Annotated in this window: 21 protein-coding genes and 2 riboswitches; of the genes, 12 read left to right on the top strand and 9 right to left on the bottom strand. The window is 71.0% G+C overall.

What is annotated here, in order from left to right:
- Positions 1-112: 112 nt before the first annotated feature.
- Genes E1181_RS23955 through E1181_RS23945 form a run of 3 tightly spaced genes read right to left on the bottom strand, consistent with a single transcriptional unit; the run spans position 113 to position 1,039 of the window.
- A complete protein-coding gene (locus tag E1181_RS23955) occupies positions 113-298 on the bottom strand; it encodes a hypothetical protein (RefSeq protein WP_132678050.1) in 186 nt (61 codons plus the stop codon).
- Positions 282-599, bottom strand: coding sequence for a type VII secretion target (locus E1181_RS23950; protein ID WP_132678049.1), 318 nt, complete (start codon positions 597-599; stop codon positions 282-284). The genes E1181_RS23955 and E1181_RS23950 overlap by 17 nt, the downstream gene beginning before the upstream one ends.
- Positions 596-1,039: a YbaB/EbfC family nucleoid-associated protein gene (locus tag E1181_RS23945; RefSeq protein ID WP_132678047.1), complete on the bottom strand. Its 444-nt coding sequence runs from the start codon at positions 1,037-1,039 to the stop codon at positions 596-598. Before E1181_RS23945 ends, E1181_RS23950 begins: the two co-directional genes overlap by 4 nt.
- Positions 1,040-1,155: 116 nt before the next feature.
- Between E1181_RS23945 and E1181_RS23940 the strand changes: the two genes are divergently transcribed.
- The 3 genes from E1181_RS23940 (at position 1,156) to E1181_RS23930 (ending at position 3,835) form a co-directional block, all read left to right on the top strand.
- On the top strand, positions 1,156-2,676 hold the full coding sequence (locus E1181_RS23940) for a cobyric acid synthase (protein ID WP_132678045.1): 1,521 nt from the start codon (positions 1,156-1,158) through the stop codon (positions 2,674-2,676).
- A 121-nt stretch (positions 2,677-2,797) separates the two neighbouring features.
- On the top strand, positions 2,798-3,058 hold the full coding sequence (locus tag E1181_RS23935) for a type II toxin-antitoxin system Phd/YefM family antitoxin (protein WP_132678043.1): 261 nt from the start codon (positions 2,798-2,800) through the stop codon (positions 3,056-3,058).
- A gap of 45 nt (positions 3,059-3,103) precedes the next feature.
- Complete coding sequence (locus E1181_RS23930; RefSeq protein WP_132678041.1) at positions 3,104-3,835, top strand: Type 1 glutamine amidotransferase-like domain-containing protein; 732 nt, start codon at positions 3,104-3,106, stop codon at positions 3,833-3,835.
- Here E1181_RS23930 and E1181_RS23925 read toward each other — a convergent pair.
- The 3 genes from E1181_RS23925 to E1181_RS23915 form a co-directional block, all read right to left on the bottom strand.
- Positions 3,828-5,225 (bottom strand): mycothione reductase, encoded by a 1,398-nt coding sequence (locus tag E1181_RS23925; RefSeq protein ID WP_132678040.1) that lies wholly within the window; start codon positions 5,223-5,225, stop codon positions 3,828-3,830. The two genes, E1181_RS23930 and E1181_RS23925, sit on opposite strands and share 8 nt — an antisense overlap.
- Before the next feature lie 14 nt (positions 5,226-5,239).
- Positions 5,240-6,229 carry a VanZ family protein gene (locus E1181_RS23920; protein WP_165944727.1) on the bottom strand — a complete coding sequence of 330 codons (990 nt, stop codon included), beginning with the start codon at positions 6,227-6,229 and terminating at the stop codon, positions 5,240-5,242.
- 120 nt (positions 6,230-6,349) lie between these two features.
- Positions 6,350-6,895 (bottom strand): YbhB/YbcL family Raf kinase inhibitor-like protein, encoded by a 546-nt coding sequence (locus E1181_RS23915; protein WP_132678036.1) that lies wholly within the window; start codon positions 6,893-6,895, stop codon positions 6,350-6,352.
- Between the two features lie 175 nt (positions 6,896-7,070).
- Here E1181_RS23915 and E1181_RS23910 point away from each other — a divergent pair, with 175 nt between their 5' ends.
- The 5 genes from E1181_RS23910 (at position 7,071) to E1181_RS23890 (ending at position 14,795) form a co-directional block, all read left to right on the top strand.
- Entirely contained in the window at positions 7,071-8,057 is a 987-nt protein-coding gene (locus E1181_RS23910) for a sugar kinase (RefSeq protein WP_132678034.1), read from the top strand.
- A gap of 3 nt (positions 8,058-8,060) precedes the next feature.
- The gene (locus tag E1181_RS23905) at positions 8,061-8,654 is read left to right on the top strand and encodes a bifunctional 4-hydroxy-2-oxoglutarate aldolase/2-dehydro-3-deoxy-phosphogluconate aldolase (protein WP_235876997.1); all 594 of its coding nucleotides are present in this window, start codon (positions 8,061-8,063) and stop codon (positions 8,652-8,654) included.
- A 44-nt stretch (positions 8,655-8,698) separates the two neighbouring features.
- Entirely contained in the window at positions 8,699-9,610 is a 912-nt protein-coding gene (locus tag E1181_RS23900; protein ID WP_132678032.1) for a D-isomer specific 2-hydroxyacid dehydrogenase family protein, read from the top strand.
- Between the two features lie 292 nt (positions 9,611-9,902).
- Positions 9,903-10,021, top strand: a riboswitch (cobalamin riboswitch).
- A 49-nt stretch (positions 10,022-10,070) separates the two neighbouring features.
- Entirely contained in the window at positions 10,071-13,748 is a 3,678-nt protein-coding gene (gene cobN / locus E1181_RS23895; RefSeq protein ID WP_132678031.1) for a cobaltochelatase subunit CobN, read from the top strand.
- Positions 13,749-13,991: 243 nt separating this feature from the next.
- Positions 13,992-14,795 (top strand): S1 family peptidase, encoded by an 804-nt coding sequence (locus E1181_RS23890; protein WP_132678029.1) that lies wholly within the window; start codon positions 13,992-13,994, stop codon positions 14,793-14,795.
- Positions 14,796-14,812: 17 nt separating this feature from the next.
- Here E1181_RS23890 and E1181_RS23885 read toward each other — a convergent pair whose 3' ends face one another.
- Complete coding sequence (locus E1181_RS23885; protein ID WP_132678027.1) at positions 14,813-15,724, bottom strand: LysR family transcriptional regulator; 912 nt, start codon at positions 15,722-15,724, stop codon at positions 14,813-14,815.
- Between the two features lie 225 nt (positions 15,725-15,949).
- Entirely contained in the window at positions 15,950-16,543 is a 594-nt protein-coding gene (locus E1181_RS23880; RefSeq protein WP_132678025.1) for a hypothetical protein, read from the bottom strand.
- Positions 16,544-16,848: 305 nt separating this feature from the next.
- On the opposite strand from E1181_RS23880, the gene E1181_RS23875 reads away from it, so the two are divergent.
- Entirely contained in the window at positions 16,849-18,069 is a 1,221-nt protein-coding gene (locus E1181_RS23875; RefSeq protein WP_235876996.1) for an MFS transporter, read from the top strand.
- On the opposite strand, the gene E1181_RS23870 is transcribed toward E1181_RS23875, so the two are convergent.
- Positions 17,983-18,609: a LysE family translocator gene (locus tag E1181_RS23870; protein WP_132678023.1), complete on the bottom strand. Its 627-nt coding sequence runs from the start codon at positions 18,607-18,609 to the stop codon at positions 17,983-17,985. The two genes, E1181_RS23875 and E1181_RS23870, sit on opposite strands and share 87 nt — an antisense overlap.
- Before the next feature lie 299 nt (positions 18,610-18,908).
- On the opposite strand from E1181_RS23870, the gene E1181_RS23865 reads away from it, so the two are divergent.
- The 3 genes from E1181_RS23865 to E1181_RS23855 all read left to right on the top strand — a co-directional run bounded on the left by E1181_RS23865 (position 18,909) and on the right by E1181_RS23855 (position 22,778).
- Positions 18,909-19,727 (top strand): S1 family peptidase, encoded by an 819-nt coding sequence (locus E1181_RS23865; protein ID WP_132678022.1) that lies wholly within the window; start codon positions 18,909-18,911, stop codon positions 19,725-19,727.
- Between the two features lie 79 nt (positions 19,728-19,806).
- Positions 19,807-20,289: a GNAT family N-acetyltransferase gene (locus E1181_RS23860; RefSeq protein ID WP_132678020.1), complete on the top strand. Its 483-nt coding sequence runs from the start codon at positions 19,807-19,809 to the stop codon at positions 20,287-20,289.
- Between the two features lie 253 nt (positions 20,290-20,542).
- Positions 20,543-20,715: riboswitch (cobalamin riboswitch) on the top strand.
- 35 nt (positions 20,716-20,750) lie between these two features.
- Complete coding sequence (locus E1181_RS23855) at positions 20,751-22,778, top strand: putative cobaltochelatase (RefSeq protein ID WP_132678018.1); 2,028 nt, start codon at positions 20,751-20,753, stop codon at positions 22,776-22,778.
- The last annotated feature ends 144 nt before the right edge of the window (positions 22,779-22,922 follow it).

The raw sequence follows: 22,922 nt of genomic DNA, 5'->3' as shown, positions 1-22,922 counted from the left end.
AACACCACCGTGCCGTGGCCTGCCGGTACGACAAACTCGCCCTCCGCTACGAAGCCACCGTGCACGTCGCCACCATCGACATCTGGCTCCGCAGCCTCACCAAGATCGGTTCCTAAACAGCTCCTAGGCCGATTGCATTCAGGCCGAGGGTGTCCCAATCGTTGTTCTGGATCGCCAAACTTGCGCCGATGAAGTTCTCGACGCCGCCGGCACCGCTCGCCGCGTTGAAGGTGTTCTTTTCCTTCGCGTCGGCCTCCGACTCGTCGGCTGTGACGACCAGGTCACTTTCCGAACTCAACCTTGACCCCCTCGATGATGCTGGTGCACTCCTCGTCGGTGCGCTGGTACTCCGCTGCTGTCTCGTCGAGGGCGGACTTCAGTTCGCCGAGGGCTTTGGCACCGGATTCGATGACGGACTTGGTCATCTCGCCCTGGGCGATGCATTGCATGGCGATGAACTGGCCGAAGATGCCGAAGGCGTTGGTGTCCATGGTGGTTTCGGCTGCGCTGTGCGCTGTGTTGACGCGGTCTGCGAAGCCTTGGACCTGGTTGCTGTGCTGCTTGATGACCGGGACGTCCGCCCGGAAGCCGTCGCTCATCGCAGGAAGCTCCCGTTGGAGTAGTCGTCATCGTCGTCGGGCGGGGTGGACGGGCGACCGGGCGTCTGCTGCTGGTCCTCGTCGGTGCCATCGCCCGCGTAGCCGTGCGGGAGGTTGCTCTTGACGAAGTCGAGGGCCGCGCCGTCGCCGACGAACTGCTGCATGACCTCGACCATCTGGCCTGCGGCCTGGCGCTGGGCTTCGCGGACGCAGGTCATGATCGCGGCGGCGACCTGATCTGGTTTCGGATGCTGGAAGCCGTTGCCGAAGCGGATGTCCTCCAGGACGCCGCTGCTGTTGACCCGCACCGTGATCTGCCCGTCCGGGGAGCTCGCGGATGCGCCGACCTGCGTGAGTTCTTCCTGCGCGCGGTCGGTGTCGGCTTTGATCTTCTGCAGCTTGGCGTTGTAGTCGCTCAGCCAGTCGTCAGGTGTCGTCATCGGAGTCCGTTGGTCGCGGTGGTCGGGCCAGTCGGGAGCGTAGTTGAGGGGGTTCGTTCCATGTCCGGGTTTCGGGTGTCGGTTCCCACAGCTGGGGCATGGGGTAGGAACGGGGTGTGAATGCGCTGCTGATCGCTGGGACGACGTCGGATGCCGGGAAGAGCGTGGTGACCGCTGGAATCTGCCGGTGGTTGGCGCGGTCGGGGGCGCGGGTGGCGCCGTTCAAGGCGCAGAACATGTCGAACAACTCGGTGGTCACGCCGGACGGCGGTGAGATCGGGCGGGCGCAGGCGGTGCAGGCGGCGGCGTGCGGTGTCGAGCCGTCGGTGCGGTTCAACCCCGTGCTGCTCAAGCCCGGCAGCGACCGGCAGTCGCAGGTCGTGGTGCTCGGACGCGTCGACGGCGAGGTGACCGCGTTGTCCTACCGCGAGCGCAAGGCGGCGCTGCTCGACACCGTCGCGTCCACTTTGGACGAGTTGCGGCGCGACCACGACTACGTCGTGTGCGAGGGCGCCGGATCGCCTGCGGAGATCAACCTGCGGGCCAGTGACATCGCCAACATGGGGCTCGCGCAGGCCGCGAAGCTGCCGGTCGTCGTGGTCGGCGACATCGACCGTGGAGGGGTGTTCGCGCAGCTCTTCGGCACCCTGTCGCTGCTGGACGCCGCCGATCAGGCGCTGGTCGCCGGGTTCGTGATCAACAAGTTCCGGGGTGATCCCGAGCTGCTGCGACCGGGTCTCGACCAGCTGCGGGAGTTGACCGGCAGGCCCGTGCACGGAGTGCTCCCGTGGGCCGAGGACCTGTGGCTCGACGCCGAGGACTCGCTGTCCTACGTCGCCGACGGCGTCGTCGGCCGGCCCGCGCCGCCGCGAGGTGGGCAGTGGTTGCGGGTGGCCGTGCCCCGGCTGCCCCGGATCTCCAACGCCACCGACGTCGAGGCGCTAGCCGCCGAACCCGGCGTGGCCGTGCGGTTCGTGACCGAGCCCTCGCGGCTCTCCGACGCCGACCTGGTGGTGCTGCCCGGCTCGAAGTCCACGGTGGCCGACCTGGCGTGGCTGCGCGAGAGCGGCCTGGCCGAGGCGATCCGCGATCACGCGCGAGCGGGGCTTCCGGTGGCCGGGATCTGCGGTGGGTTCCAGATGCTGACCAGGCGCATCCACGACGAGGTCGAGTCCGGATCCGGGGTGGTCGACGGGCTCGGGCTGCTCGACCTGGAGATCGACTTCGCTCGGGAGAAGACACTGGCCAGGCCGCGTGGTGAGGCGTTCGGTGAAGCCGTCGCGGGCTACGAGATCCACCACGGCGTCGAGGTCCGCCGAGGTGATCTCCCGCCGCTGATCACGCTTCCCGACGGTGAAGCGGAAGGCGGCGTTGCGGGGTCGGTGCTGGGCACGCACTGGCACGGGCTGTTCGAGAACGACGACTTCCGGCGCGAATTCCTCGGCTGGGCCGCCGGTCTGGCCGGGCGGGACGGTTTCCGCGCGGCCGAGGACACCGTGTTCGCCGACATCCGCGACGCGCAGCTGGACCTGCTCGGCGACCTCGTGACCGAGCACCTCGACACCGACGTGCTGCGCCGGCTCCTCGACGGCGGCGCGCCGACGGGTCTGCCGCGCTTGGCCGCCGGGCTGAGCTGACCACGCGTTTCCGGCACATCGGGACGAAAGGGACTTCCTTCGGGGTGGGATGTGGGTAGATCTGCCCAATCGACTACCCGATTTGGTCTCACGAACGGCGTGATGCAGGTAACTTGTGTCCATGGCTGTTGAGTTTTCCGTGGACGAAGCCCGCGAACGGCTGACCGAGCTGCTCGACCGCGCTGAAGCCGGCGAGCACATCGTGATCACCCGCTTCGGCGCCCCGGCGGTGTCGCTCGAACCGACCCCGGTCCCCGCGCAGCGTCGCGGAGGCTTCGCCGCCGGAGTGGTCGCGGCGTCCTGGGCCGCGCCCGCTGCCGACGGCACCTTCGACATGGGCACCGACTACTGGGCCGATCCGGGGACGTCCGCCGGCGCGTGAGCGCAACTGCGGGTCTCTCGGGCGTGTGCTGGATAGCCTCCGGACATGCCCGCTGACGCTCCGACGATCCTCGCCACCAGTGGCGGGATCAGCTCATCCGATCGCCTGCCGTGGGGGATCGGAGCGCTGACCCGGCACGCCGTCGACCTCGCCGGGACCACCGGCCGCGCGCCGCGCGTGTGCCTCCTGGCCACCGCGGTCGGCGACGACTCCGGGCTGATCGGCACCTTCTACGCCAACGCCGTCGCCGAGGGCTGGCAGCCCAGCCACTTGGCGCTGTTCCCCATGCCGAACCTCGACGACGTGCGCGAGCACCTGCTGACCAGGGACGTCGTGTGGGTGTGGGGCGGCAGCGTCGCCGGGTTGCTGGCGATGTGGCGACTGCACGGCCTCGACGAGATCTTCCGCGAGGCGTGGCAGGCGGGGGTCGTGCTCACCGGTGTGTCGGCCGGGTCGATCTGCTGGCACTCGGGTGGCACCACCGACTCGTTCGGGCCCGAGCTGAGGCCCGTCACCAACGGCCTCGGCCTGCTGCCGCACTCCAACGGCGTGCACTACGACAGCGAACCCCGACGGCGTCCGCTCTTCCAGCGCCTGATCGCGGACGGGACGCTGTCTCCGGGCTACGCCACCGACGACGGCGCAGGGCTGCTCTACCGGGGCACCGAACTCGTCGAGGCGCTCTCCGAGAGGCGCCGCGCCGGGGCCTACCGCGTCGACCGCGGCCCGGACGGGACCGCGGTCGAAACGCCGTTGGACGTGCGCCGAATCAGTTGAGCGGCAGGTTGAGCAGAGCGTTCTCCAGCAGCTCCGGCATCGCCGGGTGGATCCAGTACTGGCCGCGAGCCATGCTGCGCGCGTCCAGGCCGAAGTGCATGGCCTGGATGATCGGTTGCAGCAGCGTCGGCGCCTGCGGGCCGATGATGTGCGCGCCGATCAGCTGCCCCGTGTTCGGGTCGGCCAGCAGCTTGGCGAAACCGGTGGTGTCCTCCATCGCCCAGCCGTAGGCGATGCCCGCGTAGTCCTGGGTGGAGGTGACGTACTCGACGCCCCGCTGCTGGGCCTGCTGCTCGGTGAGGCCGACCGCGGCGATCTGCGGACCGGAGAACACCGCGTGCGGCACGAAGCGGTGGTCGGAGGAGATCGGGGCTTCGGGGTGCAGGAGGTTGTGCTGCACGACGCGGGTCTCGTGGTTGGCGACGTGCTTGAGCTCGTGATCGGAGCTGATGTCGCCGAGCGCCCACACGCCCTCGACCGAGGCGCGCTGGGTGTCGTCGACCGCGATCTTGCCCTCGTCGGTGAGCTCCAGTCCGCCGGTCGCCGCGTCGATCAGGTCGGCGTTGGGGGTGCGCCCCACCGCGACCAGCAGCTTCTCGGCTTCGACCGACTCGGCGCCGTCCGGGCCCTCCAGGTTCAGCCGGATCGCGTCACCGGTCTTCTCGGCGGAGACGACCTTGCGGTTGAGCCGCAGGTCCCAGCGCCGGGCGGCGATCTCGGTGAACCGGGCGGCCACGTCGGTGTCCTCGGCGCGCAGCACCTTGCCCGAGCGGCCGATCATGGTGACCTCGACGCCCAGCGAGCTGAACACGTGGGCGAACTCGGCGCCGATGAAACCGGTGCCCATGATGATCACCCGGCGGGGGAGTTCGTCCAGGCGCATCACGGTGTCGCTGGTGTGCACCTCGACCTGGTCCAGGCCGGGGATCTCGGGGATCACCGGGCGGCCACCGGCGGCGACCACGAAGCGGTCGGCGGTGATCGTCTCGGCGCCGTCCGCGGTCTGGACGGTCAGCTGCTTGACGTCGGTGAACGCGGCCTCGCCCGTCAGCAGGGTGACGTTGGGCGAGCCCTCGGCCCGGTAGCGGCGGCCACCTTCGGAGATCGGGTCGATGCGGCCGAAGATGCGGTCCCGGATCTCAGGCCAGCGCACGCCGTGGCGCTCGAGGTCGACACCGAGCCCGGCACCGGCCTCGGGGGCGCCCGCGACGTCGGCGGTGTGCACGAACATCTTCGTGGGGATGCAACCGACGTTGAGGCAGGTGCCGCCGTAGGCGTCGTTGGGGCCGATGCCCTTCTCGACGATGGCCACGTTCCAGTCGGCGAACCGGTCGTCGATGATCGAGTTGCCGGAGCCGGAGCCGATGATGACTAGATCGAAATGCCGCACGGTTCCATCCTGCCTCACTTGGTGCGGGCCGTCGCCGGTCCGCGGACGTCGGTCAGTTCCAACCCGGCGAGCCGCCCGGTGATTCCACGCCGATCTCGGTCCCAGATCACACCGATCGCGTGCGCGGCGCACCACAGCAGGCCGAGCACCGCGCTCGGCGCGCCCCTCGCGAGTTCGCAGGCGCCTTGCAGCAGCGCGAGGCCCCCGGTGCCCAGCGTCCAGCGCAGCACGGCGGCTCGCCCGCCTGGGGAGCGCGCCCGCAGCAGGACCAGCCGCTGGCCGGGCGTGCCCTTCCAGCGCAGGGCGGCCACCAGCAGTAGCAGCGCCGGGATGAGCCACGCCGCGCTCACCTGCAACGCCGTCGAGGGCGGGAGGCCCGCCCAGCGCAGGGCGAAGCCGGTCACGTGGACGCAGGCGACGCCCAGCCACCACAGCAGCAGGCCGTCGCAGCACATCCCCAGCAGCCGACGGCCGACGGTCAACCGACGTGGCTCGGCGGCCCGGCGGCCGCTGCCCGTCGGAATCCGGTTCAGCAGCGGGACCAGCAGGCTCCCGAGCGCGGCACCGGTGGTGTTGGCGATGACGTCATCGACGTCGAACACCCGGTAGGGGCACGGGAACCGGAACCACAGCCCGGTCAGCTGGGTGACCTCGACGAACGCCGACAGGCCCGCACCCGCCAGCACCGCCACCGGCGGGGCCCGGCGCAGCAGCGCGCCCAGCGGGACGAACAGAGCGACGTTGCAGGCGAACTGCTCGACCCCCGCGGCGCTGGTCAGCGCCGACAGCGGGCGCAGCTGCGCGGGGAAGCACGAGGTGCCGGTGGGCGGCAGGACGTAACAAGCCAGCGCGATCGCGTAGAGCAGCGTCGCGAAGCGCAGCACGGCCGTGCCCGCGCGCAGCTCGCCGTGCCGGCGGTAGCGACCGGCGACGAACGACGGCAGCAGCAGCGCGGCGACCCCGGTCGCGATCACCGCGGCGGTGGAACCCGGCAGCAGACTCATCTCTCGCACCTCCCTCATGAAGAAAGAGGCGCGAACACCCCGAACAGATACATCTCCTTCGGGTGATGACGACGTCGCGCCCGCCCGGAGCGGTCCGGGCGGGCGCGACGAAGAGCGGGATCAGTGCTGGTAGGTGGGGGTGATGACGGCCCGCCCGACGGTGTGGAAGGCCAGGTTGAAGCTGACCACCGCCGGCGAGGCGTCCTCGTCCACGCCGAGCTTCTCGGTGTCCACCGCGTGCACCACGAAGTAGTAGCGGTGCGGCCGGTCGCCGGGCGGCGGGGCGGCACCGCCGAAGGCGCGCTCGCCCATGTCGTTGGCGACGTGGAACGAACCCGCCGGGATGTTCTGGCCGCTGCGGTTGCCCGCGTCGGCGGCCAGCTCGGTGACGTCGGCGGGAACGTCGACGAGGATCCAGTGCCAGAACCCGCCGGGGATCGGTGCGTCCGGGTCGAAGCAGGTGACCACGAAGCTCTTGGCGGTCTCCGGGAAACCCGACCAGCTCAGCTGCGGAGACAGGTTCTGCCCGTCCGCGCCCATGCCGTCGTAGGCATGCGCCTTCGGCATCGCCCGGCCGTCGGCCACATCGGTGGAGGTGACGGTGAACGCGGGGACCGAAGGCAGGAACGAGTACGGATCAGGATCGATCGGGCGCTCCAGACTCATGCGAGCATCCTCCTTTTCCTGGTGGCTATGGGGTGATCGTCGTCGATCACCGGGCACAGCCTAGGAGAACCCACGCCGGTGCGGTTCGCCGGTTCTATCGGCAATGTTGCGCTGCGTGCAATGACGAGTGTGCATTTTGCAGCGGCCTCTGGCTAAGCTGTCGCCCGTCCCGGTGATGGCAGGAGGCAACGTGGCGCAGGCGGGCAACGAGACCGAGGTGTTGTGCCTGGGCGAGACCATGTCGTTGGTCGCGCCGGCCGCTCCGGTCCCCCTCGAAGAAGCCCCCGCGTTCACGCTCTCCGCCGGTGGCGCCGAGTCCAACGTGGCCGTTCACCTGGCCTCCCTCGGCCACCGCGTGCGGTGGGCCAGCCGCCTCGGCGACGATCCGCTCGGGCGGCGCGTGGTCGCCTCCATCGCCGCAGCGGGCGTCGACACCGGCCTCGTCGAGATGCGTTCCGAGGCGCCGACCGGCGTCTACTTCAAGGATCCCGGGCCGGACGGAACCCGAGTCCACTACTACCGCGCGGGCTCGGCGGCCTCGACGATGGACCAGGACTTCCTCGCCGACGAGGTCATCGACGACGCCCGCGTCCTGCACATCAGCGGCATCACCCCTGCGCTGTCGGAGGGCTGCGACCGGCTGATCCGGCGGCTGCTGACCCGCCCCCGCCGCGCCCCCATCTCCTTCGACGTCAACCACCGGCCGGCGCTGTGGTCGGCCCGGCAGGCCGCCCCGGTGCTCGCCGAGCTCGCCCAGCTCGCCGACGTCGTGTTCGTCGGACTCGACGAAGCCGCCACCCTGTGGGGCGTGAAAACCGCCGACGACGTGCGGGAACTGCTCGACTCGCCGGTCACCGTCGTGGTCAAGGACGGCGCCGAGGCCGCCTACGCGCTCGGCGAGCGCCGCACCGTCGTACCCGCCCCGACCGTCGAGGTCGTCGAGCCGGTCGGCGCCGGTGACGCCTTCGCGGCCGGGTTCCTCTCCGGCGTGCTGCGCGGCGAGGACGACGAGCGCTGCCTGCGCCGCGGGCACCTGCTGGCCGCGCACAGCCTGCGCAGCACCGAGGACCACACCGCACCGCCCGACGCCGAGTCGCTCGCTCGCTGGCTGGCGCTCGACGAAGAGCAGTGGGGCGCACTGCGATTCGACGGGAGTGAGTGAGAAGTGCCCTTCCTGGAGGAGTTGTTCGCCAAGCCGGTGATGGCGATCCTGCGCGGCATGGACCCGCAGCGGACCGCGGAGCTGGCAGAACGAGCCTGGGACCTGGGCATCGACGCCGTCGAGGTCCCGATCGAGACGCCGAACGCCGAGCCCTCCCTGGCGGCGGCCGTGCGCGCCGGAGTCGAACGCGGCCGCCCGGTCGGTGCGGGCACGATCATCACCCCCGACCAGCTGCGCACCGCCCGCGACCTGGGCGCGGCCTTCACCATCGCACCCGGCCTGGACCCCGAGATCGTGCGGCTGAGCGCCGAACTCGACCTGCCGCACGTGCCCGGGGTGGCCACGCCCAGCGAGGTCCAGCAGGCGCTGCGCCTCGGGTTGTCGTGGGTGAAGGCCTTCCCCGCCGCCGAGCTGGGCAGCAGCTGGTTCCGCGCGATGAAGGGCCCCTTCCCCTCGCTGCGCGTGGTGGCCACCGGCGGGATGAACGCCCGCAACGCTCCCGAGTTCTTGCGAGCTGGAGCCGACGTGGTCGCGGTCGGGTCGGCGCTGGAGGATGAGACCCAGCTGCCCGCGCTGGCACAGCTCGTCGAGGGCTGACCTTCCGCGGTGACGAGTTCGCAGTTCGTGAGGGAGGAAGTGTCGTGAAGGTCCACGTTGGTCCGGTCGCCCAGCCCGAGCTGGAAGCCGCCGTGGTGGCGGCCGGTGCTGAGCTGAGCTCGGCGGAGGAGGCGAACGCGCTGGTCTGGTTCGGCGGGGAACCGAGCCGGTTCGGCTCCTACGACCGCCCGGACCTGGAATGGGTGCAGCTGCCCTCGGCCGGCATCGAGTCCTGGGTGGCCTCCGGTGCGCTGCGCGAGGACCTGACCTTCACCTCGGCCGCGGGCACGTTCGCGCAGACCGTCGCCGAGCACACCCTCGGCCTCATGCTCGCCGGTGCGCGGCAGCTGGCCGCGATGGCGCGGGCCACCACGTGGCAGCGCCCCGAGGGCATGCGCAGCCTCGCCGGATCGACCGTCGGCATCATCGGCGCCGGTGGGATCGGCAAGGCGCTGATCGAGATGCTGCGCCCCTTCGGCGTCCGGGTGCTGGCGGTGAACCGCTCCGGCAAGCCGGTGCTGGGCGCCGAGCGGACCTGGCCGTCCGAGGACGCCGACGGGGTGCGCGAGCTGCTCGCGGAGTCGGACTTCGTGGTGGTGGCGGCTCCGGCGACCTCGGCGACCTCGAAGCTCATCGACGCCGCCGCGTTGCGGGCGATGAAGTCCGACGCGTGGCTGATCAACATCGCGCGCGGTTCGCTGGTCGACACCGAAGCGCTCGTCGAAGCCCTGGACGCGGGCCGGATCGGCGGTGCCGCCCTCGACGTCACCGACCCGGAACCCCTGCCCGAAGGGCACCCGCTGTTCACCCACCCGCGCGCGCTGATCTCCCCGCACACGGCCAACCCGCCGTCGCTGCAGATGCCGGCCCTGGCACGCAGGGTCGAGGAGAACGTCCGCCGCCACATCGCGGGACAACCGCTACTCGGCCTGGTCGACGTCGCCGCCGGGTACTGAGGCCCGAATCAACTCATCTTGCTCGGCGGTGCGGGTGGGGGAACCTGAGCGGCTTCGTGGACTCCGCGCGCCACTCCTGATGTATGTCCAATACACGGCGTCGCGGCGTGCTCGCCACAGCACCGCTCAGAACCCCCGGCGGTGCCGGTTGCGAGGGTGGGGCAAGGAGAAAGCACCTTCGGTGCTTGCCTGACGATCGCGGGGAACGAGATCTTTCTCGCGAAATCGTCGGTGGGGTGGTGGGTGATCGCGGGGTCGATAGGATGGCTGCGCCAGTACGGCGGTGACGTGGAGGAACCCGGTGTGAGGCCGGGGCGGTCGCGCCACTGTGACCGGGGAGCGGATCCCGACAGCCACGGCCTGCGCAGGGCTGGGAGGCGGGGCACCGCGAGGATCCGGGAGCCAGGAACTCCTGCCGCCGTGACCCCCGCCGGGGCGCGCACCCCGAGAGAGGATCACCGTGAGCGAGCCTGCCCGCGACGCCCGAGTTCTGCTGCTGTCCACTGCGGACACCGACCTGCTGGCCGCTCGTGCCGCCGAGGCCGACTACCGCGTCGCCAACCCCTCCCGCGTAACCGCCGAGGACGTTCCGGCGCTGCTCGACGGCGTTGACGTCGTCGTGGTCCGGCTGCTGGGCGGCCGCCGCGCCTGGGAGGAGGGCCTGGACGCGGTGCTGGCGTCGGGTCTGCCGACCGTGGCGCTGGGTGGCGAGGCCACCCCGGACGCCGAGCTGATGACGCTGTCCACGGTGCCCGCCGGTGTGTCCACCCAGGCCCTGGCCTACCTGGTCGAAGGCGGCCCGGACAACCTCGCCCAGCTCGCCCACTTCCTGTCCGACACGGTGCTGCTGACCGGCACCGGGTTCACCGAACCGCAGTCGATGCCGGAGTTCGGCCTGCACGGCGAGCGCGAGCACGACCCGTCGCGCCCGACGATCGGCGTCGTCTTCTACCGGGCGCACGCGCTGGCGGGCAACACCGCCTTCGTCGACACCCTCGCCGACCAGGTCGAATCCGCTGGCGCCAACGTGGTGCCGGTGTTCTGCGGCTCGCTGCGCGGCCTGTCCGACGCCGCCGGTCTGCGCGAACTGCTGGGCGGGTGCGACGCGCTGATCGCCACCGTGCTCGCCGCGGGCGGTGCGGTCGCCGCCGACGCCAGCGCGGGCGGTGACGAGGACTCCTGGGACGCCGGTGCGCTGGCCGAGCTCGACATCCCGGTGCTGCAGGGCCTGTGCCTGACCACCAGCCGCGCGGTGTGGTCCGACAGCGACGCGGCGCTGTCGCCGATGGACGCCGCCATGCAGGTCGCCGTGCCGGAGTTCGACGGCCGGTTGATCAGCGTGCCGTTCTCCTTCAAGGAGGAGGGCCCGGAGGGCATCCCGGTCTACGTCGCCGACCCCGAGCGCGCGGCCCGCGTGGCCTCCACCGCCGTGTCGCTGGCGCGGCTGCGCCACGTGGACAACTCCGCCAAGCGCCTCGGCGTGGTGCTGTCCTCCTACCCGACCAAGCACTCCCGCGTCGGCAACGCCGTCGGCCTGGACACCCCCGCCTCGGCGGTCGTGCTGCTGAGCGCGCTGGAGGACGCCGGCTACGACCTCGGCGGCCTGGACGTGACCGGCCTGGACGGCGACACCCTGATCCACCGCCTGATCTCCGCAGGTGGCCACGACGTGGAGTGGCTGACCGAGGAGCAGATGTCCGCCGCCGCGATCCGCGTCCCGACGACCCGCTACCGCGAGTGGTTCGACGCGTTGCCCGAAGAGCTGCGGGCGTCGATGACCGAGCACTGGGGTGCCCCGCCCGGCAGCCTCTACGTCGACGACGAGGGCTGCCTCTACGTCGCCGCGCTGCGCTTCGGCAACGTGGTGATCCTGATCCAGCCGCCGCGCGGTTTCGGCGAGAACCCGATCGCGATCTACCACGACCCGGACCTGCCGCCCTCGCACCAGTACCTGGCGGCCTACCGCTGGCTGGCCGAGGAGTTCGGCGCGCACGCGGTGATCCACCTGGGCAAGCACGGCACCCTGGAATGGCTGCCGGGCAAGGGCCTGGGGCTGGCGGCGGACTGCGCGCCGGACGCGGTGCTGGGCGACATGCCGTTCGTGTACCCGTTCATCGTCAACGACCCGGGTGAGGGCACCCAGGCCAAGCGGCGCGGGCACGCGACCGTGGTGGACCACATGATCCCGCCGATGGCCCGCGCCGACGCCTACGGCGACATCGCCAAGCTGGAGCAGCTGCTCGACGAGTACGCGCTGGTCACCGACCTGGACCCGGAGAAGAAGCCGGCGCTGCGCAACCAGATCTGGGAGCTGGTCACCCAGGCCGAGCTGCACCACGACCTGCACCAGGAGGGCCAGCCGGACGCGGAGTCCTTCGACGACTTCGTGATGCACATCGACGGCTACCTGTGCGAGATCAAGGACGTGCAGATCCGCGACGGCCTGCACATCCTCGGCCGCGCGCCGCGCGACGAGGAGCTGGTCAACGACGTGCTGGCGATCCTGCGCGCCAAGCAGGTCTTCGGCGGCAAGGTCGGCGCGCTGCCCGGCCTGCGCTCGGCGCTGTCGGACCACTTCGGACTCGACGAGCAGGCGCTGCTGGCCGAGCCCGGTGCCCGCGCGGACGTCCCGGCCGCGCTGACCGAGCTCGTCGAGGGGCCGTCGGCATCGGCGTCGGACGCGGTGGACCTGGTGGAATCGTTGGCGCGCAAGCTGATCCAGGCGCTGGCCGACACCGGCTGGGACTCCGAGCGCGCCGAGCAGGTCGTCACCGACGTGATCGGCACCGGTGTCGCCGAGGTCGTGCGGGTGCTGCGGTTCGCCTGCGTCGAGCTGGTGCCGCGTCTGGCCCGCACCACCGAAGAGGTCGAGCACGTGCTGCACGCGCTCAACGGTGGTTTCGTGCCCGCCGGACCGTCCGGGTCGCCGACCCGCGGTTTGATCTCGGTGCTGCCCACCGGCCGCAACTTCTACTCGGTGGACCCCAAGGCCATCCCGTCGCGCAACGCCTTCGACGTCGGCTCCGCGCTCGCCGATTCGCTGATCACCCGGCACGTCGCCGACACCGGTGAGAACCCGCGCTCGGTCGGTCTGACGGTGTGGGGCACCTCGGCGATGCGGACGCAGGGCGATGACATCGCCGAGATCCTCTGGCTGCTGGGCTGCCGCCCGAAGTGGGACGACGCCTCGCGGCGGGTCACCGGCTTCGAGGTGGTGCCGGTCGCCGAGCTGGGCCGGCCGCGCATCGATGTGGTGGTGCGCATCTCCGGGTTCTTCCGCGACGCGTTCCCGCACGTCGTCACGCTGATCGACGACGCGGTGCAGACCGTGGCCAAGCTCGACGAGCCCGACGAGGACAACTACGTCGCCGCCCACTACCGCGCCGACGTCGACGAGCACGGCGACGACCGCCGGGCCTCGACCCGCATCTTCGGGTCGAAGCCGGGCGCCTACGGTGCCGGGCTGCTGCCGCTGATCGACGCCCGCAACTGGCGCAGCGACGCCGACCTCGCCGAGGTCTACGCGACCTGGGGCGGCTACGCCTACGGCCGGGGGCTCGACGGTCGCGAGGCGCGCGGCGACATGGAGACGGCCTTCAAGCGCATCCAGGTGGCGGCCAAGAACGTCGACACCCGCGAGCACGACATCGCCGACTCCGACGACTACTTCCAGTACCACGGCGGCATGGTCGCCATGGTGCGCTCGCTGTCCGGCCAGAGCCCCGCCGCCTACGTGGGTGACTCGGCGGTGCCGCACGCGGTCAAGACCCGCACGCTGGGCGAGGAGACCAAGCGGGTCTTCCGGGCTCGGGTGATCAACCCGAAGTGGATCTCGGCGATGCAGCGGCACGGGTACAAGGGCGCCTTCGAGCTCGCGGCCACGGTGGACTACCTGTTCGGGTTCGACGCCACGGCCGGGGTCGTCGACGACTGGATGTACGCGAAGCTGGCGGAGTCCTACGTTTTCGACGAGCAGGTGCAGCAGTTCCTGCGCAACTCCAACCCGTGGGCGCTGCGAGGCATGACCGAGCGGCTGCTGGAAGCCGCTGACCGCGGCCTGTGGGCCGAACCGGACGAGCAGGTCCTCGACGATCTGCGGTCGGTCTACCTGGAGCTGGAAGGCCAGCTGGAAGATTGATCGGCCACCCGGGACCGGACGCGCCGGTCCCGGGTGGAACGTACCTCCCCTTGTCCATCCACAGTGGACCAGAACGTTGGGCCGTCCGAGTGGAAAGTGGCTTGAAATTCCACTCGTTCGTGTTGAGCTCCTGGCCGAGGTGTATCTGACAGAGGGTTCGTTTCCTCTTACTCGTGGACACTTTGGACGAGCCGGAGCGGCGGTCGGACGGCCGCCGGGAGGCTCCGGGGGAGGAGACGAACCATGGCGGAGAACAAACTCGGGATGCGGGCGGCGGCCGGGACGCTGGCGGCGATGAGCCTGATCGGTGGTCTGCTGGCCACCTCGGCCAACGCCGGCGAGCAGGGGACCGCTGCGCCACCGATCGTCGGGGGACAGGCGGCTGCGATCGCCGACCACCCGTGGGTGGTCTACCTGGCCGATGACCAGGGCAACCAGTTCTGCGGCGGCACCATCGGCGCGGCGAACAAGGTCATCACGGCGGCGCACTGCGTCAAGGGCGAGCGACCCGCATCGGTGCGGGTGGTGGCAGGACGGGAGAGCAAGTCGTCCACCGACGGCGTCGAGGTCCCGGTTTCCGGCATCTGGGTCCACCCTAACTACCAGGACGCCAACACCGGGTCCGACGTGGCGGTGCTGACCCTCGAGCAGCAGCTCCCGCAGGCCCCGCTGCCGGTGGCCACACCGGCCGACACCGCCTCCTACGAGGCGGGCCGGATGGCGACCGTGCTCGGCTGGGGCGCCACCTCGGAGGGCGGCGAGGCCTCGGACACCCTGCAGAAGGCCGAGGTCCCGCTGACCTCCGACGCCGACTGCAAGCGGGCGTACAACCAGTACGACCCGCAGGCGATGGTCTGCGCCGGATACCCCGAGGGCGGCATCGACAGCTGCCAGGGCGACTCCGGCGGGCCGCTGGTGGTCGACGGCAAGCTCGTCGGCATCGTCTCCACCGGCAACGGCTGCGCGAGGCCGGGCAACCCGGGCGTCTACACCCGCACCGCCGCGTATGAGGCCGACATCCGGGCCCAGCTCACGGCGCAGCACTGATCACGGGGCAGCACCGATCACGCCGGGGTCAGCCGCAGCCCGGGGCCGAGTTCGCGGGCGAGTCCGGTGGCCAGGGTCCGGAAGGCGCGCACTTGCGGATCTTCGTCACCGGCGCGGCTGACCAGCACGCTGTGCTCCCACGGCGCGTCCGCCACCGGAACGCACCGGGTTCCGGGCCACGGGTAGAAGCGCTCGAAGGACTCCAGCGCCGAACCCGCACCCCGTCCGGCGGCCGCCGTGGCGAGCACCTCGTGCGGGTTGACCGCGTCGTCCTGGCCGCGGCGCGGGGCCTCACCGCCCCGCGCCGCGGTGAAGTACAGGTAGTCGGTGAACGGGCGCGGCGTGCGCTCGGGAAGCCGGATGAACGGCAGGTCGAGCACATCGGCCAGCCGCACCTCGGGTGCGTCGGCCAGCTCCCAGCGGGCCGAGACCACCACGATGCGCCGCTCGGTCGTCAGCACGTCGACCTCGACGCGCTCGTCCACCGGTGCCGGGCGCACGAAGGCCACGTCCACGCGGTGCTCCAGCAGCGCGGACACGTGCTCGGTGAAGTCCAGCGGCACCAGCCGGAGGTCGATCTCGGGGTGGGCCATCCGGAACGCGTGCGCGATCGCGGGCGTCAGCTCCGCCGAGCCGTGCCCCATGACCCCGACCCGCAGCGTCCCGGGTTCGGCCGATGCGGCTTCGGCGACGTCCGCGCGGGCGAGGTCGGCGGCGGCGAGCAGCGCGCGGGCGTGCCGCGCGAGCCGATGTCCCGCGGGGGTCAGACGCACCGGGTTGCGGTCCAGCAGCGGCGTCCCGAAGTCCTGCTCCAGCTGCTTGACGTGCTCGGTCACGGTCGCCTTGGCCAGGAACAACCGCTCGGCGGCCCGGCCGAAGTGCCCCTCCTCGGCCACCACCAGCAACGTCTCCAACCGCCGCAACTCCATGCGGGCAAGGTAGAACCCGAGCAACTCCGAAACCAGCGAAAGAGGCGCGCATAACGACACATGCTCGCCAACGCGTGGTAAGTCGATCGTGTCATGGAAGAGCGCGGCAAAGCGCGTTAAGCTTTTCGCAGGAGTCCGGCATCGTGGGTGTCGGGCGAGTCGCAGGGCCAGGTGCACCCGGGGTAGACCGGGACCCTGGCCTTACGCATGTCAGGGTGAGGTGAGTCAGCAGTCGGTCGTGACATCTACTTCATGGAGGATGTCGCCCAGTAGCGGCTGGTAATCCGCACGCCCCTCATGCTGAGCACGAACGGCTCCGGCGGCGATGTCAGCGGTCCACAGCAGCGCTTCCTGCTTCCCCGGAAGATGATCGATGCGGAATATCGTCCCTTTTGGCAGGCAGAATCGGGCGCCGCGGACGGTGTTGACATCGCGTTGGTTCAGTTCAGGGGTACGCGATTCCATGCACAGATCAGTCACACCCAGGCCGTGAAGTTCGAACGTGAGCTGGACCAGACACGCGGCACGTGCCCGTTCCTGCCGCCGCGTCGGTACGGGTGAGCCGATCGCCACCACGTAGAACCCGTCGAGATCAGCGATGGCTTTTACTGCGTTACGACGCAGCTGTTGATTCATCTCGTTCCAGTGCAGCTTCAGCGGTGCGCGCTTGCCCTGCAAATCCCGCATGGCATCGCGGGCCGCATCTTCGGAATCAGGCTCGAAGATCGCCGCAGCCAAGACGTAGAAGCCTCCGAGTCCTGCCTCGCGGAACGATTCGTCGGCGAATGCCTTAAGGCTGCCGGGTGATGTGGTGATCACTTGTGGAGCTTAGAACTGCTCTGATCAGCGCCCCATTTCGGCGATAGCGAGAGCGGAAGGAATGGACGAACAGTGAGTTTCGAGGACCGCGAGAAGGAAGAGGCCTGTGAAGGTGAACCGATCGTGGAACGCGGACGAACGGGCGGTCCACCGCAGAGCGTGGACTAGGTGCAACGGATCGACCGGGTCCTCGATGAGGAGCTTCAGCGCTTCGCGGTGGCCTTCGAGCGCTTGCGGAGCTGAAGCTGTTCGGGAAATCCGAACGGTTGGTGTTTGGGGTGGGGGCTGCGCGTAGAACGTTAGGTGTGCGAAACGTGTGGGTGCCGGCTGCTCTGCTGTTGATGGTGGCCGGGTGGGGTGCGAACCAGTTCTCGCCGCTGCTGGGGGCTTACCGGGGTGAGCTGGGGCTGAGCCCGTCGGCGGCGACCGGGTTGCTGGCGCTCTACGTCGTCGGGCTGGTGCCCGGCTTGTTGTTCGGGGGTCCGCTGGCCGATCGGCGCGGGCGCAAGCCGGTGGTGATCTGGGCGATCGTGCTCAGCGCGCTGGCCACGGTGGCGCTGATGCTCGGGGCGCACGTGGTGCCGTGGCTGATCGTCGGGCGGCTGGTCGTCGGGGTGAGCACCGGTGCCGTGCTCGCCGCGGGGAGCGCCTGGGTGCGCGACCTGTCGCACCCGCCGTTCGGGACCGCGACCGAGGACGGCGCCGGTGCGCGCAGGGCGGGTGTGCTGCTGGCGGCCGGTTTCAGCGTCAGCGGCTTGGTGTCCGCGCTGGTCGCGACCTGGGGGCCGTTCCCGCTGGTCAGCGCCTACGTTCCGCACTTGGTCCTGTGCGCGGTGACGCTGCCGCTGGCGTTGCGCTGCCCGGAGACGCGCGTCGAGCCGGCGGCCGGAGCACCGCGCGGCAGGGGAGTGCGCGATCCGCGGTTCCTGCGCCGGGTGGCGCCGGTCGCGCCGTGGATCTTCCTGTGCCCCACGGTCGGCTTCGCCGTGCTCCCCGCCCAGGTCACCGTCCACGCGCCCGGCTACGAGGTGCTCTACGCGGGGGTGTCGACGCTGTGCGCGCCCGGTTTCGGCGCGGTCGTGCAGCCCTGGGCTCGCCGGATCGCCCGGCGCGGGGTGCGGGCGACGGCCGTGTTCGGGTTGCTGGCCATCGCCGCCGGGCTCGTGCTGGCCGCCGTCGCGGCGTGGCAGGCGCAGCCGTGGCTGGGCCTGCTCGCCGCGCTGACGCTGGGCACCGGCTACGGCTTCGTCTCGACCTACTGCCTGACCATGGTGGGCCGCATCGCCGGACCGTCCGAGCTGGCAGGGTTGACCGCGATCATGTGGGTGCTGGCCTACCTGGGGTTCTGCACGCCGTTCGTGATCAGCCTGCTCTCGGATGTGGTCGCGGTGCCGGTGGTGCTGCTCGTGCTGGCCGGGTTGGCGCTGCTGACCCTGCTGTCAGCTCGCGACGAGACCGATCGAGATGGTCACGAAAGCCGTCGCGCTCAACGCGTCCAGCGACTTCGAGACTCGGGGGTTCTTTAGCCGGTCGGCGATCCCGGCGGCGGCTAGCACGATGGTGACCTCCCAGATCGCCGCCAGCACCAGGAACAACACGCCCAGCGCGACCAGCTGGAGCGCCGGCTGCGTGGACGCACCGACGAACTGCGGCAGGAACGCGAGGCTGAACAGCAGCATCTTCGGGTTGGTCAGGTTGCTGAGCAGGCCGCGCAGGTAGGGGTTGGTGTCATCCGGCGGCGGAACGTCCAGCGAGCCGGACTCGCGCCTGGTCAGCCAGTACCCGCGCACGATGGTGGCCGCGAGGTAGAGCAGGTAGGCCGCGCCCACCCACTTCAGCGCCACGAGCACGCCCGGCGCCTGGGTGATCAGCGCGCCCAGCCCGGAGATGACCAGCGCGACCTGCAGCGCGCTGGCGGTGTGGATTCCGGCCAGCGCCAGCAGTCCCGCCTTGCGGCCGTGGTTCAGCGACGTGCGCAGCAGCAGGAAGACGTCCACTCCCGGTGTGATGATCACGACCGCGCTCGCCAGCAGGAAGGCGGGCAACGGCGTCGTGTCCAGGAGCACGGCGATTTCCTCTCCACTTCGGGCAGCACGCACTGCCACATCGCTTGATCAGGTTCTTCTCGTCATCCGGTCAGGTGAGATCGGCGGGTGCCGGTGGTGGAGGTACCCCGGTTCCGCGATGCCCTGGGATGGAGGTGCGACTGCCAACGGCGACATTCGCGAAAGGATTTGCTTCCGGAGTCGAGTTTAACGAAATATTTTCCGGCGAAACTGTGAGTTGCGACTCGTGATGTTTCGGTGTGCGTGCGATTACGGTGTGTCCGCTCCGCCGATGACCGCGACAGCTGGAGGCACCGACTTTGGGCCGCGACGAACAGGGATCCGCCGACAAGACCCGTGCGCTGCGCGCGCTCGCCATCGCCGGAGCGGTCACCGCCCTGGCGGGCGCGAGCCCCGCCGCCCACGCGGACCCGGCGATCACCGGAGACGACCAGCCGCAGTCCCGGATCCTCGGCGGCTCGGGCAGCACCACCGACGACGCGCCCTGGGTGGTCGCGCTGACCGACCGGTACGGCAACCAGTTCTGCGGCGGCACCCTGATCCGCGCGGGTGAGGTCGTCACCGCAGCGCACTGCGCGCACGATCCGCTCACCGGGGCCGAGCGCTCGCCCGAGGACGTCCGCGTGATCGCCGGGCGGACCGACCTGCGCAGCTCGCAGGGCAGCGAAGCCGAGGTCGACGACGTGTGGGTGCACCCGGGCTACGAGGACTTCACCACCGGCGACGACCTCGCCGTGCTCAAGCTCAGCGCACCGCTGCCGCAGCGCCCGCTCCCCGTGGTCGCGCCCGGTGAGACCGCGCCGTACGAACCGGGTGCCATGGCCCGCGTCTACGGATGGGGCCGGACCAGCGAGAACGGCCCCAACTCGGACAGCCTGCGCTCCGTCGAGGTGCCCGTCGCCGCCGACGAGGCCTGCCGCTCGGCCTACCCGAACTACGACCCGCGCAGCATGTTCTGCGCCGGATACCCCGAAGGCGGGCGCGACGCCTGCGCCGGCGACTCCGGCGGGCCGATCGTCGCGGGCGGGCGGCTCATCGGCGTGGTGTCCTACGGCACCGGTTGCGGTCGTCCCGGCACGCCCGGCGTCTACACCAGGCTGTCGAACTACCCGTTGTGAGCGGCGGGCGAGTGGTCTGCACAACTCCCGCCGCTGGCGAGTGCGGGAAACCGGGAAGTCCTGTGATATCCAGGTAAGGGTGACCCTTCAGCCGCTCGCGACCGCCGTGCAACGCGCCTACACCGCAGACCTCGACGCCTCCGACTTCTACCGGATGCTGCGGCTGCGGGTCGACGTCTTCGTCGTCGAGCAGGAGTGCCCCTACCCCGAGCTCGACGGGCGCGACCTGGAGGACTCCACCCGCCACTTCTGGGTCGACTCCGCCGACGACTACGTGCTCGGATACCTGCGGCTGCTGGAAGACCCCGACGGCACCTACCGCATCGGCCGCGTCTGCACCTCCCAGAGCGCCCGCGGCCTGGGCATCGGCCGCAAGCTGATGCGCGCCGCCGTCGCCGAGGTGCAGAACTCGCCCGCCGTGCTGTCCGCCCAGACCTACGCCAAGGACTTCTACGCCTCCTTCGGCTTCGTCGAGACCGGGGACGAATACCTCGAAGACGGCATTCCGCACGTCGACATGCGCCGCGAACCCCGCCGCGCGGGCGTGACCGCCGGACGCTGAGGTGCCTTCAGGGATGCGGTGTCCGTTTTAGGCGTGGGACTCAGCTGGCACCGCCGCGGGTTCTCCAGCGGCTTCGTGGCGAGTACGCCGCGACGCCGTGTATTGGCTATACATCAGGAGTGGCGCACGGAGTGCACGGAGCCGCTCAGGTTCTGCTGCTGGCACCGCCAAGCAAAGCAACCACCCCCAACTCCGAACTGTGAGTTGGGGCGCCGGAAGGTTGGGCGCTTGATCGACGTCTGGGACGATGTCGGTGAATCCGTTTGCAAGGGGTGTTGGCAGGAAGCCGGTGCGAGTCCGGCACGGTCGGCGCCACTGTGACCGGGGAGCGGACCTCCCGCGCGAGCCACCGGGGTGACCTGGGAAGGCCGGAGGGACGTGACGATCCGGGAGTCAGGACACTGCGGCCCCTTGTTCCCGACAGCGGGGCGTCCGCACCCCGAGGAAGGAACCACACCGGCATGTCCGCTGCCCCTCGCTTCCCCTTCTCCGCCGTGGTCGGCCACGACGACCTGCGGCTCGCGCTGCTGCTCAACGCGGTGCACCCGCGCATCGGCGGTGTTCTGGTGCGCGGCGAGAAGGGCACGGCCAAGTCGACCGTCGTGCGCGCCCTCGCCTCGCTGCTGCCGGCGCTGGACGTCGTCGACGGCTGCCGCTTCGGCTGCGACCCCACCGCGCCCGACCCGCAGTGCCCCGACGCGCCGCACGGCGACACCGCCACCCGGCGGCCCGCGCAGCTCGTCGAACTGCCCGTCGGTGCCACCGAGGACCGGCTCATCGGCTCGCTCGACCTCGAACGCGCCCTGACCGAAGGCGTCCGCGCCTTCCAGCCCGGCCTGCTCGCCGGAGCGCACCGCGGCGTGCTCTACGTCGACGAGGTCAACCTGCTGCACGACCACCTCGTGGACCTGCTGCTCGACGCCGCCGCCATGGGCCGCGCCCACGTCGAGCGCGACGGCGTGTCCGTCTCGCACGCCTCGTCGTTCCTGCTGGTCGGCACCATGAACCCGGAAGAGGGTGAGCTCCGGCCGCAGCTGCTCGACCGCTTCGGGCTCACCGTGCAGGTCGCGGCCTCCCGCGAGGTCGGCACCCGCACCGAGGTCGTCCGCCGCCGGCTCGCCTTCGAAGCCGACCCCGCCGGGTTCGCCGCCCACTGGGCCGACGCCGACGCCGAACTCGCCGAGCACATCCGCGCCGCCCGCGCCCGCGTCGAGGACGTCGTGCTGCCCGACTCCGAACTCCGCCGGATCTCCGCGCTGTGCGCGGCCTTCGACGTCGACGGCATGCGCGCCGACCTGGTGCTGGCGCGCACCGCCATCGCCCACGCCGCCTGGCGCGGCGCCGACGCCGTCACCGAGGAGGACGTCGAAGCCGCCGCCCGCCTCGCCCTGCCGCACCGGCGCCGCCGCGACCCGTTCGACGAACCCGGCATGGCCGAGGACCAGCTGCAGCAGGCCCTCTCCGACGCGGCCGAGCAGGCCGAGGACCAGCCGCCGGAAGACCCCGACGACGACCCCGACGGAGGACCCGACGGCGGTCCCGGCGGAGGCGGCGAACCCCAGGACGAGCCCACCGGCCCCACCGGAGGCGGTGGCGGCGAGGAGCAGGACCAGCAGCCCGGTGGCGGCGACTCCGAACGCGCCCCCGTCGGCGCCGGGCAGTCGTTCCGCGCCCGGTTGCTGGAAGTGCCCGGACTCGGCGAAGGCGCACCCGGCCGCCGGTCTCGCGCCCGCTCCCGCAGCGGGCGCACCACCCGCGCCACGACCGTCGACGGGCACGGACTGCACGTCACCGCCACCCTCGCCGCGGCCGCGCCCCACCAAGCCGCGCGCGGACGCAGCGGACCCGGCCTCGTCCTGCGCCCCGACGACGTCCGCCGATCCCTGCGCGAAGGCCGTGAGGGCAACCTCGTGCTCTTCGCCGTCGACGCCTCCGGCTCGATGGCCGCCCGCGACCGGATGACCGCCGTCAGCGGCGCCGTCCTGTCCCTGCTGCGCGACGCCTACCAGCGGCGGGACAAGGTCGGCGTGATCACCTTCCGCGGCGACCAGGCCGAAGTCGCCCTGCCGCCCACCTCGTCGGTCGACATCGCCGCCGCCCGGCTCCGCCGGATGCGCACCGGCGGACGCACCCCGCTCGCCGACGGACTGCTGCGCGCCCAGCACGTCATCCAGACCGAGAGCACCCGCGACCCGCAGCGCCGGCCGCTCGTCGTGCTGCTCACCGACGGCAAGGCCACCGTCGGCGTCCGAGGAGCCACCGGCAGCAAGCAGGCCGTCGACGACGCCCTGCGCGCCGCACGCGTGCTCGCGGGCACCGGAACCGCCTCCGTGGTGGTCGACTGCGAGAACGGTCCCGTCAAGCTCGGACTGGCGAACCAGGTGGCCGCAGCCCTGGGCGGACCCAGCCTGCGGCTCGAAGAGCTCTCCGCCGAACACGTCGCCGGAGTCGTGCGCGCCGTCAGCGGTGACAGCGGGTTGGCCGCTTAGTCTCGTTTTGGTTACGAGATTCAACCCTGTGAGTACCGACCCAACGGTCGGATTGGTACGGTGACCGCCAGTCCACCTGACCCCCAGGGGTGGACCTCCAAAGTGCCCCGCGCTCCCAGCGACCCCCAGGCCGGTTGAGCGCGG

It is taken from the genome of Saccharopolyspora terrae (genome assembly GCF_004348435.1).
GTDB classification, from domain to species: domain Bacteria; phylum Actinomycetota; class Actinomycetes; order Mycobacteriales; family Pseudonocardiaceae; genus Saccharopolyspora; species Saccharopolyspora endophytica.
This window is presented reverse-complemented; position numbering and strand designations above follow the sequence as displayed.